Genomic DNA, 11784 nt, shown 5'->3' with positions numbered 1-11784 from the left:
TAGTCGAATTAACTTTGTTACCCCAGAGCAAAGGCACTTAGGTCTGGATGAAGAAATATTATCGAAGAGGGATGAGCTTTATCGCAAGATGAAAAGAAAGAACCAAATAAGGTGGTCAAAAGCTACGCGGAACTGGGAGAAAGTGGGTGACGTTAAGTTGAACCCGGAGAAGGAAAAACAAGCAGCTTAAATGCTCAGGCGACAACTACCTTGAAAAACGCCGGAATTAAACACAATAATCACGGATGCTTTCAACGAGTCAGAGAAGAATCAAATTTCTAATCTTCGCAGGGCGATTAAACCGGCTCATTCAGAATTACTGGACTCCCTATTAACTCCCATAACTGCCGGAAGCAGAACAACTACCCCGCTAGCATCATATAAGAACATTGATCAGTCCATGCGGCCAAAAGATATTAAGCAAAACGTGAATAACATGATCGTTTTCAAAGATATGTTTGATCAGCTTGCAGATGTTTATGACGAATTAAATATAAATGACAAGGCGACTAGGTATTATGCTGAATGGGTACGCAAAGCCGATATTCAACAACTGACGCAATTTACAGATAAAGAAAATATTTATCTTCACCTGCTGGGGTTTGTTAAGCATCACTACTTCGCTCGGCAAGATAGTCTAGTAGACGCTTTGATGAAGTCGGTGACATCAACGTTGCACAAAGCTTCAAGCAAACAAGCTGAGCACGAACGATCTGTCAAAGAAGAACGAGACAAGGCAATTCACGAGTTAAGCAAATCTCATAAATCTATTTCAAAGCTAGCAAAAGAAATTATCTCAATTGTTGAAAGCGTATCTGCAACGCCCAACGAAAAATATCACAAGATAGAAGAGCTGGTTTTTGATTACCAAAAGAACGACGAAATTGATTATAGTTTGTTAGAAGATCTGGATAATCAGCTGAGAAAAGAAAGTAAAAATCATACGTACTATCAACTGCTCGAATCGCTTTCTTTAAGACTTCAACTTAAAGCGACCCCTATCGTACGTGCTCTCAATTTTGATAGTACCTCCAAGGCAAAGGATTTATTAGAAGCAGTAGATCACTTTCAAGAGTCAGAGGGCAATGTCGGCAAATCTCCACCTATTAAGTTTCTGTCAAAGCAAGATCGAGCTAATGTTGAGCGTAATGACTTTTCAATCCCTCTGTATAAGTGCCTGCTGTTTATCTATATCTCTAAAGCAATCAAATCCGGGGACTTAAATTTAGCCTACTCATATCGCTTCCGCAGCATTCAGGACTACATGATTGATAAAGAATATTGGGAGGCTCGAAAATACCAGATCTTGCGCGAGTGCAATCTACTTGAGTACATAGACGGAGAAGCATATTTAGCGGGCTTAAAATTGGGCCTTCACGAGAAATACAAGGTTGTTAATAAGCACTTAGCCGACGGGATAAATACCTCCCTCACTTTTAAAGATGGCCGAGTATCTAGAGTGAGCACGCCAAAAACTGACTTTCAAGAGGAATCATTTATTGCGGATGCCCTATCCCAGGATGGATATATTCCAATTCTCCAACTACTTAAAGAAGTAAACCAGGTATGCCAGTTCACTGCTGACTTTAAGCACCTGAGCCCTAAAAATGTAAAGATGAAACCAAAGGAAGAAACTCTAATGGCTGGTATTCTTGCAAAGGGCTGTAATATTGGCTTAGGCAAACTCGCGAGTATTTCCGCTGGTATACAGGAGCACACGCTGCACAACACAGTTAACTGGTTTTTCAGTTTAGAAAATATTAGAAAAGCTAATAACCGCATCGTAGATGCAATCCACAATTTAAAATTATCCAGTGCTTATCTAAAGGATCCGGAAGTTCTCCACTCATCGAGTGATGGTAGAAAGGTAAACGTCGATGTAGATTGCTTGCACGCGAATCATTCCTACAAATATTTCGGCAAAGACAAGGGCGTCACAATTTATACATTCATTGATGAAAAGCAGTCGTTATTCCACAACTCTGTCTTCAGCGCTTCCGATCGTGAGGCACCATACGTCATTGATGGTTTACTCCAAAATGAAGTGACGGATCTTAGGCAAGTACATTCAACCGATACACATGGTTATACAGAGCAGATATTCGCTGTGTCGCACTTTCTAGGGATAGCGTTTGCACCAAGACTTGCCAACATCGGGAACCAGCAAATATATAGCTTTTCTGCGCGAAAAACTTTTTACGACAAAGGATATCGTCTACTTCCAAGTCGTCCTGTCAGCAAAAATCAAATACTTGATCACTGGGATGATATCTTAAGATTTATTGCAACGATTAAGATGAAGCAAGCTACTGCCTCACAGCTGTTTAAACGATTAAGCTCATACTCTAAGGAGCACCCCTTGTATCGAGCACTTAAAGAGTTTGGAAGGGTTATTAAATCACAGTTCATTCTGACTTATTTCGATGACGAAGATCTAAGACAACAAATACAAAAGCAACTCAATAGAGTCGAGCTTTCGAATAGATTCTCTCGAGCGGTATTCTTTGACAACGACCAAGCCTTTCAAGAAGGTGTTCTAGCAGACCAGGAAGTTGCTACGGCGTGCAAGCTGCTTCTCCAGAACTCAATCATACTCTGGAACTATTTATATTTATCCGACCTTGTAGCTGACACGTCAGACCCTGACGATAGAAGAGATCTCATTGAATCAATAAGTCAGGGCTCAGTGATAACATGGAAGCACGTTAATTTACGTGGCGAATACGATTTCAGAAGGAAGGCATCTAATGATGCTCGTTTTGATATGGATAAAATTAGATCTATCAAGCTATAAAAACCTAGAGATATTTTCTTTATATAACAGCACGTTATGGACAAAAATGTAAAATCTGCTCCCTATATTGTTGGGGAGCCGATAAAAGCATCTACACGTTCAGCCAACTCCAAATTATCTTCCAGCTCAACAACCCATTTCTCATTGATAGTTTCAGAACTCAAACGATTAAAAGTAGACTGTAAATATTTCGCTTCTTTATCAGCAATAGTCAACAAGTGTCGCAATCGATCTTTATCTTCCGTCATTTACATCCGCCTTCTTAACCTACAAGCTTGTTCCATTAAGTTTAGCTTTCACTACTAAATTTAACGTATGTAGAGGATATCATTTAACATAATCAACATTATGCGCATAGGTCATTGATATATAAGGATATTATCTGCACTAAAATTCTAAACATATAGCACTGTGCCAAAGCCTAAGCCTTGAGCAGTTGAATATTCAACACGAACTCCGAGCGCATCACATTTTGACTTAAGAAGCATTGCACCAAACGTTCTTGATGTAGCCCCGCTATATATTTCTTTTAACTCCCATAGATTTAGACCACGACCATTATCATCTATATACAAATACTTTCCATAGCTATCGTTTGCCTGGACTGTAACCCTTGAGGCTCCATTATGAAATGAATTTGCGATTGCCGTATTAACAACATCAACAAGCTTATCTTTATCTGACTCAAACATAACATCGGAACCAAGAGCGCTTACACTGATAGCCTCTAGTTGAACCTGGTTAAAAGTATCTTTCGCCTTTACATCATCAACCAACTCTCGCACGTTAAACTGTTGCATGTATCCCTCGCTCTTATGAATGAAATAATATAGAAAGCGTCATTATTAATCCGCTCTCTGATTGAAAACGATGTGTGCTATACCTGGTGTATCCAATACATCTTCCGACAAATCAGAAGTAGAAGAAAGCGACCTTAAGATAGCGCGGGTAGCTAAAACCCCTTGAGATGCAGCCTGTCTATACGATGCCCCTGGAGAAAAAACCTCTGAGAACCTATCTCTAATATCCATCAATTCAGATGTTTTTTGCATGGCAGCTATAATACAAGCGAAAAGCTCTAATATATCCTGTAGCTCGACATCACCTTTTTTCTTTACAATTTTTCGTATGAAGGCAGGCCTTTGGCTTCTGGTTTTACCAACAAATTCAGATATTACTTCTGCATTTTGATTTATAAAGCTATTTATGCTTGTTACAGATAACTCTCTGTAAAGACGCATAAGTTCCTGCACAGCCTCTTCACCATAAGTATCTAAAACAAGTAAGATTACATCCTGAATATCGCTTTCGATGTGCCTTGAATATTTCCACATTGAATCCGAAGACATGCAAACCTACTCCCTATTATCGTTTTAGGCGCTTTGCAATAATTGCAAACATTAGTCGTTTGTAGATTCTGGAGAAGTCCGATCAATAGCTTTTTCGCTTACCATTGCTCCCTCCTATTTTTTACCTGATGTCGCTGCAAGAGCATGAGACAACGAATCTTTTTCACGCTCTGACTGCGATAAATCACGCTCTAATTGAGCGAGTTGTTTTTGAGCTTCAATAAGCATAACTTGAGCACTGCTGGCCTTATCCAACTGTACTTTCGTATCCGCTAAATCCTGAGTTAGTCTTGCCACATCTTTTTCATAACCGGCTACTTCTGCCGTTAATTTAACAGACTGTGTTTTTTGATCCGCTAAATCACTCTGCACTGAATTCAATGAATCTTGAGCCTGCTTAAACTGCTCTTTCTCTATCTGCCTTTTCGCCTCATCAACCGTTAATTGGCTTACCTGGACACGGAGCGTTTTCAGTTCGTCTTCCGCTTCACCTAGACGCTTATCAGCAACAACTACAAGAGAATTAGCTTCTGCTTTTGCGGCTTCGATTAAAGTTTCAGATCTTTGTTTTTCCGTTCTCTTGAGTAATAGTTTGCAATTATTGCAAACTCCCATTTTGATTTTTCCGTTTTTCCGTTTTTCCGGTGTTTAGTTAGTCGCTGTATAGTTTTTCAGAAAGAGTTTCATCAGCCTTGTTTAAGACTTTGCGTATCTTTTCAAGCACCTCTAAAGACTCTTCAACACCACTCAAGACTTCCTGAACTTCACTATGAAGCTCTTCAAGTGAATCGTGTGTACCAGCTTCAAAAGAGTAGTCGAGAGCGGATTTTGACAGCCTGTGTATATTATCTAATTCATCAAATAGGCCAGAAGTATTTGCCTGGTTAGCAACCATGCAAATATCGAAGAACTCTCCAGAATCCAGCTCATCCGTTATTATTTCGTACTCATCTTCGGTTATAGGCATCTTTTTTACTGTTCCGTTTTTTTGATTAAATGATAATTGCTGCCTAAGGAGAGCTATTATTCAAATACTTTAGCCAAGAGGTTTTCTTCGACTAGGTAAATCGCACCTTCGATAGTAGGAGCCGGGATCATTTGACTCCAAGACCAGCGCCAAGTACCTAGAATTTTGTTCTTTTCTCGATCCCTTACAGATGCCACAATTAGCTTAATTCTATCTTGAATAGGTTGATAGCCGAGTATTAACTCATACCGATTATTCGAGGAACTAACATTTTTATATGTAGTTTCAGTGTTTGAGTCTGCGTGAATAGTTACTTCCTTAGCTGACTCTTCAGTACTAAGAGCTACTTTATATCCCTTAGATTCGAGTATGGTTTTTAGCTCTATTGTAATAAGAAGAGGGTCACTTGAGAGGTTAACGTACAACTCCTTTGGGCCTGTAGCTTTGTCCGCAATTTTTATTTTATTAATCCCGCAAGAGATCATACAAAGAGAAATAAGAAATATAGTCACTCCCTTAATGAGTTTCTTTGAAATCATGCAATTACCTTTTTCCGTTTTTCCGTTTTCCGTTTTCCGTTTAACTATTTGTCTCGTTAATTGTTAAGTCAATTTTTGCTTTATATGCCAGGACGTTATTGGTAGGTTTTGAAGGTTGGATTTATTCAAATGCCCCCATTCTCCAACCGCCATATTAAGCATGTCAGCTAGTGATAGTCCATTGCTTATATCTGTAGTAAAGGTTTCTGTACCACCTCCAGAATATTCTAAGAACCCCTGAGAACGACCACTATATTTCTCCATATGAATCATCCAATAGACTTCATACAACAAAGCTTTGTATGCTGTGGTAGGCAGTTCCTCGTAATGAGCGATCTTCAACTGGTCTCTTTCAAGATTGCTAGAACGATATCGTTCAAAAATAGAATTCGTTGAAACTCCTACTTTCCAAAAATGTTTGGTGGTACCAATAAACTCAATGTAGTAACAGTTCATCGGATCATCTCTTAATTCTGAATCAATGACTGAAATTAGATGCTTCTTAATTCTTGAGCATAATGGGCACCCTGCACCAGTTAAATGGTTGTTTGGGGCTTGACCATATTCACCATGTATTGGACATGCTATTCGCACATTGGTTTTTGCTGATTTATATTCAGAATTCTCGTACGAGTATTTATCGCCATGTATCTCCCTGGCCCTTTTTATGAACTCGGCGGTGTCAATATCAGGAATACCTGCACAAACTTTACAGCCTGCTCCTGTTAAATGAGAGTCAGGTGTCTGCTCAAAGTCACCATGTAGATGACAAGTTATGATGACGTTATCTTTAGCTGAACGGTAATCGACTTTATCGTATGAATATCGATCCTCATGAACTAAATGTGCTTTATGTATAAACTCGTTAGTAGTGCTGGTATTGGCTTTACTGATTTTGACCCACTTACATTGAGGGCAACCTTGACCTTGAATGTGCTTATCAGGAGTTTGTTCAAAAGTACCGTGCAGTGGGCAACAAATAGTTAAGGGTGTCTTTATGGATTTATATTGACTCTGATCGTACTGATAGTTGTTACCATGGACTAGAGTAGCTTGCTCAATAAACCATTCAGTATCTTTAGTTTTCTTCTTTGCTGCCATTAGTTTCCCACATTGTGGGCAGCCATTGCTGTTCAGATGAGTAGTAGGATCTTGATCAAATACACCGTGTATAGGACAGATAATTCGGATTGGCGTTTTGCTGTTAACATATGTGGCTTCAGAGTAATCGAACTTATCGGCGTGCACCGCTTTCGCTTTTTCAACAAATTGACTCATATCTGAGTTAAATAACTCAGATAAATAATTTCTAGCGCAGCTTGGACAACCCTGTCCTGCCATATGTTTTTGAGGTGCCTGTAAAAAAGCGCCGTGATCTTTGCATATGATCTCTACTTTTGTATGAGTATCTTTGTAGTTAATCTTAGAATAGTTGTATCTGACTCCATGGACTTCGTTAGCTTTGGACAGAAATTTATCAACTGTTTTTAGTCTGGCTAAGCGAGATTTACCTTTACCACACTCAGCGCATCCTTTTCCTCTCAAATGATTATTGGGAGTAATTGAGAAGTTTCCATGCTCTGGGCAGGTAACAGTTAGCTTTATTGCTGACTTAATATAGTCAGACTCCTCATACTCATATTTTTCGCCATGAACAGATCTGGCTTTATTAATAAAGTTAGAGGTCTTTTCGTTTTGCATTATAATTCATGCTCAAGTGTCTATGGCGAGGTATAACTTATTTTTCCGTTGTTTATTTTGCTATAGCCAAGAGCAAGCCCAATTCACTCTTCTTGCTTATTTTAGGGTCAATGTTATTAACCTCTGCCGTATACGCATTTCTCCAATCAGGAGAAAATGCTCCCTTTCTTAACCACTCAGTTTTGGCAGAGTCCATATGAATATTTTTGCTTGGATCTTTATAGAGCCAAATCGCTGAAATTAAAACCCTATATATGTCTCCAGTGAAAACACTACGCTTCCCCAAGTCATTTAATACAGGTTGATATACATCCGTTTTAAACAGTCTTTCTGAGTCTTTATATATAGACTTAAGAGCAGCATCAGCATTGTTAACCCCATTCCTTTTTCCCTGCTTAATCCTCTTAGCTTCCAATATGACTAGGTCATCATTAATCTTTATGACAGCATCAAACCTTTTACCTTTCCCATTTAGATACTCTGTCCAAGCATAGACTTTGGGTTTGCATTCTCTATCTTTACTATCTGAAAGTCTCTTTAATGCCTCGATATACAACCGAACAAGATTACTTTCATCTATTAAACCTGCCCTTGGATAGAAGCCTTCCATTTCAAGTTTATAGAGACCACCACAATAGGAAAGAGCATTTCTTAACAGTTGTTCTGTTTTGGTAATTGAAGACATAGCGTTAGCTTTTCCGTTCTATTTGTTTAGCCAACAAAATAGGCTACTACAACGATGGTTAATATTATTGCTGCAAACATTACCATGCCGCTTCCAGAAGATTCTTTTAAAGGTCGGTTTGCTTCCCTTTCAGCAGATTCCTTTAAACCTTTCAGCTCATCAATATATTCACTAGCTTCCATTTTGGTCTTTGGTAAGCCCTGATCGCCACCAAGAGATTCAATATAGCTGAGCTGTTTATTAGAAGGCTTGTTTTCTTCAAAATAATCAATAGCCCAAAAGTCTTTCTCATTAGTTTTGGGTATCCTGTTGGATTTGTAAGTCTTTGCAATTTTTAAGAATAGTTCAGCACATGCCTCTGCATCAGGTAGTGCTCTATGACCTTTTCCAGCAAGAGATGGAATCAGTTTTTCCAACTTATAACTGCTCTCATCTTTTAATTGCCTTCGTGAAAGTTTAAGTGTGTCGTAAATTTTGAAATTGGGCTTATCTTCATTGCTCTTATAGAGAGCTTGTATAAACCCACATTCAAATGACGCATTATGAGAAACAAAGGGGTTAATTGATCCTGCCCATTCCAAAAGCTGATCCCAACCCTCTCTTGGAGTTGGAGCATTCTCAACCATTTCTGCTTTAATTCCATGTACCTTATATGCAGGAAAAGGAATTGAACGACCTGGATTAACTAAAATTGAAAAGGTATCAATAATTTCGCCAAGGCTATTAAATTTGACTGCCCCAAACTCACATATACGATGATCTCTCGGGTCTAAACCAGTTGTTTCAATATCAATAGCTAGTAACTCGATTTCTTCCATATACCCGTTTTTCCGTCTTTATATAAGGTGTACTAATTTAGTTGAGTAGAGAAGCTCGAATGAGAAAGCCAACTGAATGCGTATACCCTTAGACTGCTTTCGACTCTAATCATCGCAGTTAGGAGCAAAATCTGAACTCACCAAATCTGTAATTGGTAATACTAAGTCATAGTCTTCACCATTATAATAAGTCCCTGTCACATGCAAACCTCCTGAGACCCTCTCAATCGTTACATTCTGTGGCTGGTATTCAGCTATTTCCTCTTCAGAAATAGTTGAAAGGTCTACGTCATAATTAATAGTATAACTAGTACCTGAATTATGAGTTAAATACTGAAGATCTGTTTCAATGTAGTAGCAATTATCACCTTGGTCGAAGCTATCACCATAATAATCGTATTTCGCCATTTCCCCATTGGACTTAATCTCGGTGTAACCTTCATCACCATCTTCGTCATCCCAGGAATACACACCTGCAATCGAAGAGAATGCCCCTTCTACCGAAGGGTCTGTCGAATTAGAAGACCCACAACCAGATAAAATAGCAATGGATAAAACAGCTATAATATTTCTCATAGTTTTCCTTTTTTATTAATAACATTCATTGTTCAAGCTAGTTAAACCAAATCGTAGTTGGATTTCATAGCCAGTTATTTTGTATACCAGTCCCGTGTTCTTTAGAGTACAAAATCAAAGATGGATTATGCTCTTCTATATTTTTCAGCTCTTCCGCCATATTTTTTCCCTGAAGATTTTTCCATGCATTAGCATTTTCTATGATACTAACGGATTCCATTGGAATTCTCTATAGAGGTATGGGGAATAAGTTATTGAAGGAAGTGCACGCACACTTGCAGCAATCATGTCCGCAAACGAGACATAAGGCTGCTGACTTCTTTCAGGATAATTTAGCCAGTTTCTAAATTGCGATAACTAGTGAAGTTGAGCAAAAGCGGGCACAATGCTGTAAAAGCTTTAAAGGCAGCTTTTAAGAATAATTGTCAAGAGTGCTTATTCATCTTGAGCTTAAAATATTAATCATTTATGTTGAGAGCAATTAGTATCTGCCAACAGAATTTAACCTCATATTTATAGAGTAAGTTATGCAACTGTTTAAAGCACTTATTTTAGCTCCGTTACTGCTAGTAATTTCATGCGCGACACACGTCAATGAAATCCAATCGGACGTTTTAACTCATTCAATTGAAGTGTTTAAGACCGCGTACAAACAAAATTATATTCCTGCTCCAGGTAAATTTATGCTTGTTTATGGGGATAAGAAAGCTCACGTTGGATCATTTGTAGAAATTGCTACCACTGACTATATCGGGCTAAGCGGCGGAGTAGAAGAAGCTTTAGAAAGAAATGGATTTACAAGAGTTTTCCGTCAAGAAGAAGCTGACTATATTGTGTCTCTTATATTTGATACAAACATATTAGAATCAGAACAAGGCTATGAGATGACTCCGTCATACACAAGCCGGTTAAAGTCGCCTAGCACATATCAGCAAACTATTACGTCTAGTTCTGGTTTAAGTGACAGTTATCAAATACACAATTTTGGTGGTACAGAGTCTGTAGTTTCAAATGTTCAAATAAAAAAGAATATCCAGCACTCTGTATCCATGGTTGCCAAAATAATTTTCCAAGAAAAAGATGAAAACTACGAGGCAAATTTGAGGCATACAGTATTCAAAGCAAGCGCTGTCTTTCGTGACAAGAATTCAAAGCCTGTGTCTCAGAATTGGCCAACGGGTTGGGCTTTAGCAAGCTCTCTAGCTGCCGCAATAGAGCAGCCAAATATTTCAGGTGACGCATCACATCCAAGCTTGATTTTGATAAATGAAAATAAATCAGAAGCTCGGAAAAAGTCGGACGAGTATATAAATTCTGGTACTGCTGAAGTGTTTGTGATGACACAGGATGACGATAGTCGCATTCAATATCGATATGATAGAACCCTAATATATCCTTGGAATACGCGTACGCCCAAAACTTATGACCAACTAGGCAACAAGAGAATGGTCTCTTGGCACTTGCACGGTCAAGAGCATGATTCATACTTGTTTGAGTTTAATTGCATGCCTTTAAGTGATAACAAAAGCGTGGCTTGGGCGCTCATAAATAATTTAAGTAAACCTGATGTGGAATATGAACAAAATATCGAATTGTTCTATGTAAAAAACCATAGGGACGAAAAGATTGAGCTACCAAATAACAATGCACTCAGCTTTTTTTCTGGCCCCATCCCCCAAGTTTTTAACGGCCAATTTTTTTCTAGTGCGCTCTTTACAGAATCAGATGAAGTGTCTAAAAAGAATTGGCAGGATATGATTGCACTATTCTCATCTAGTGAATCGGGTGAAATTAAGTTCTATAACCCAAGTAACAAAGTAAGCTTTAGTTTGCTAAGGAATGGATTTTCTGAATCTTTCAAGCACGTTATGAAAAAGTGTCCTCAAGCGCTGGAGCTATTAAATGCCGGTATCAATCTCTAATTTTTCTGAAGGGATGAAATAGGGGCGGTGACAAATGAGAATCATTCAACAAGTATATCCGCTTTGTATTGTTAGCATGCAGTGTAGAAAAGATACCGATCTAGAAATTTACTCACAGTTTTCCATACGAACTTATAAACACTGCTAATACCTCTTTTCAATCATTGAATGGACATAAGGAAAGTGTCCACTTTGCTCTTTTCGAAATATTTGCGATAGCAAAAACTTTATATCAAAAAAGGCCGCTTTAGAAGCAAAGCCTTAGTTTTGCAGTACCCTAATTCATGACGATTAGGCCAAAGCTAAATTGCACCACCAACGGCAAGTTATGGCACTAGATAGACTATCACCTACTTATAAATTATTTCTTCAGCACGCATTCAAAACCAACTAAAGAGCTTCTTCATACATTTCAGAAAGTCGCTTTTTACTG

The 11784-nt window shown here is 38.4% G+C and carries 13 protein-coding genes and 1 pseudogene; 3 read left to right on the top strand and 11 right to left on the bottom strand.

Annotation, left to right across the window (positions count from 1 at the left end; translation table 11 throughout):
- Nucleotides 1-190, top strand: a pseudogene (locus tag A3763_RS29615) (IS3 family transposase); the annotation flags it as partial.
- 45 nt (nt 191-235) lie between these two features.
- The gene (locus A3763_RS11825) at nt 236-2794 is read left to right on the top strand and encodes a Tn3 family transposase (RefSeq protein ID WP_304439695.1); all 2559 of its coding nucleotides are present in this window, start codon (nt 236-238) and stop codon (nt 2792-2794) included.
- Nucleotides 2795-2856: 62 nt separating this feature from the next.
- On the opposite strand, the gene A3763_RS11820 is transcribed toward A3763_RS11825, so the two are convergent.
- The 11 genes from A3763_RS11820 to A3763_RS27595 all read right to left on the bottom strand — a co-directional run bounded on the left by A3763_RS11820 (nt 2857) and on the right by A3763_RS27595 (nt 9649).
- Complete coding sequence (locus tag A3763_RS11820; RefSeq protein ID WP_068633487.1) at nt 2857-3042, bottom strand: hypothetical protein; 186 nt, start codon at nt 3040-3042, stop codon at nt 2857-2859.
- 147 nt (nt 3043-3189) lie between these two features.
- Nucleotides 3190-3594: an ATP-binding protein gene (locus A3763_RS11815; protein ID WP_068633485.1), complete on the bottom strand. Its 405-nt coding sequence runs from the start codon at nt 3592-3594 to the stop codon at nt 3190-3192.
- 45 nt (nt 3595-3639) lie between these two features.
- On the bottom strand, nt 3640-4143 hold the full coding sequence (locus A3763_RS11810; RefSeq protein WP_068633482.1) for a hypothetical protein: 504 nt from the start codon (nt 4141-4143) through the stop codon (nt 3640-3642).
- Nucleotides 4144-4257: 114 nt separating this feature from the next.
- Entirely contained in the window at nt 4258-4758 is a 501-nt protein-coding gene (locus tag A3763_RS11805; protein ID WP_068633480.1) for a hypothetical protein, read from the bottom strand.
- A 37-nt stretch (nt 4759-4795) separates the two neighbouring features.
- Nucleotides 4796-5110, bottom strand: a complete 315-nt coding sequence (locus A3763_RS11800; protein WP_068633478.1) for a hypothetical protein — start codon at nt 5108-5110, stop codon at nt 4796-4798.
- A 56-nt stretch (nt 5111-5166) separates the two neighbouring features.
- Complete coding sequence (locus tag A3763_RS11795) at nt 5167-5649, bottom strand: hypothetical protein (RefSeq protein ID WP_068633476.1); 483 nt, start codon at nt 5647-5649, stop codon at nt 5167-5169.
- 63 nt (nt 5650-5712) lie between these two features.
- The gene (locus tag A3763_RS11790) at nt 5713-7350 is read right to left on the bottom strand and encodes a hypothetical protein (RefSeq protein WP_068633474.1); all 1638 of its coding nucleotides are present in this window, start codon (nt 7348-7350) and stop codon (nt 5713-5715) included.
- Nucleotides 7351-7402: 52 nt separating this feature from the next.
- The gene (locus A3763_RS11785; protein ID WP_068633473.1) at nt 7403-8035 is read right to left on the bottom strand and encodes a hypothetical protein; all 633 of its coding nucleotides are present in this window, start codon (nt 8033-8035) and stop codon (nt 7403-7405) included.
- 26 nt (nt 8036-8061) lie between these two features.
- The gene (locus A3763_RS11780) at nt 8062-8853 is read right to left on the bottom strand and encodes a 3'-5' exonuclease (RefSeq protein WP_068509515.1); all 792 of its coding nucleotides are present in this window, start codon (nt 8851-8853) and stop codon (nt 8062-8064) included.
- Between the two features lie 105 nt (nt 8854-8958).
- Nucleotides 8959-9429 (bottom strand): hypothetical protein, encoded by a 471-nt coding sequence (locus tag A3763_RS11775; protein WP_068633469.1) that lies wholly within the window; start codon nt 9427-9429, stop codon nt 8959-8961.
- A gap of 64 nt (nt 9430-9493) precedes the next feature.
- The gene (locus A3763_RS27595; protein WP_156495059.1) at nt 9494-9649 is read right to left on the bottom strand and encodes a hypothetical protein; all 156 of its coding nucleotides are present in this window, start codon (nt 9647-9649) and stop codon (nt 9494-9496) included.
- A 307-nt stretch (nt 9650-9956) separates the two neighbouring features.
- Here A3763_RS27595 and A3763_RS11770 point away from each other — a divergent pair, with 307 nt between their 5' ends.
- The gene (locus A3763_RS11770) at nt 9957-11351 is read left to right on the top strand and encodes a hypothetical protein (protein WP_068633467.1); all 1395 of its coding nucleotides are present in this window, start codon (nt 9957-9959) and stop codon (nt 11349-11351) included.
- The last annotated feature ends 433 nt before the right edge of the window (nt 11352-11784 follow it).

The sequence above is a fragment of the Oleiphilus sp. HI0128 genome (assembly GCF_001635365.1).
This window is presented reverse-complemented; position numbering and strand designations above follow the sequence as displayed.

What these genes read in the sequence shown, in the direction of transcription:
- A3763_RS11820 (WP_068633487.1), bottom strand. Translation starts at nt 3,042, where the DNA reads ATGACGGAAGATAAAGATCGATTGCGACACTTGTTGACTATTGCTGAT.
- A3763_RS11815 (WP_068633485.1), bottom strand. Translation starts at nt 3,594, where the DNA reads ATGCAACAGTTTAACGTGCGAGAGTTGGTTGATGATGTAAAGGCGAAA.
- A3763_RS11810 (WP_068633482.1), bottom strand. Translation starts at nt 4,143, where the DNA reads ATGTCTTCGGATTCAATGTGGAAATATTCAAGGCACATCGAAAGCGAT.
- A3763_RS11805 (WP_068633480.1), bottom strand. Translation starts at nt 4,758, where the DNA reads ATGGGAGTTTGCAATAATTGCAAACTATTACTCAAGAGAACGGAAAAA.
- A3763_RS11800 (WP_068633478.1), bottom strand. Translation starts at nt 5,110, where the DNA reads ATGCCTATAACCGAAGATGAGTACGAAATAATAACGGATGAGCTGGAT.
- A3763_RS11795 (WP_068633476.1), bottom strand. Translation starts at nt 5,649, where the DNA reads ATGATTTCAAAGAAACTCATTAAGGGAGTGACTATATTTCTTATTTCT.
- A3763_RS11790 (WP_068633474.1), bottom strand. Translation starts at nt 7,350, where the DNA reads ATGCAAAACGAAAAGACCTCTAACTTTATTAATAAAGCCAGATCTGTT.
- A3763_RS11785 (WP_068633473.1), bottom strand. Translation starts at nt 8,035, where the DNA reads ATGTCTTCAATTACCAAAACAGAACAACTGTTAAGAAATGCTCTTTCC.
- A3763_RS11780 (WP_068509515.1), bottom strand. Translation starts at nt 8,853, where the DNA reads ATGGAAGAAATCGAGTTACTAGCTATTGATATTGAAACAACTGGTTTA.
- A3763_RS11775 (WP_068633469.1), bottom strand. Translation starts at nt 9,429, where the DNA reads ATGAGAAATATTATAGCTGTTTTATCCATTGCTATTTTATCTGGTTGT.
- A3763_RS27595 (WP_156495059.1), bottom strand. Translation starts at nt 9,649, where the DNA reads ATGGAATCCGTTAGTATCATAGAAAATGCTAATGCATGGAAAAATCTT.
- A3763_RS11770 (WP_068633467.1), top strand. Translation starts at nt 9,957, where the DNA reads ATGCAACTGTTTAAAGCACTTATTTTAGCTCCGTTACTGCTAGTAATT.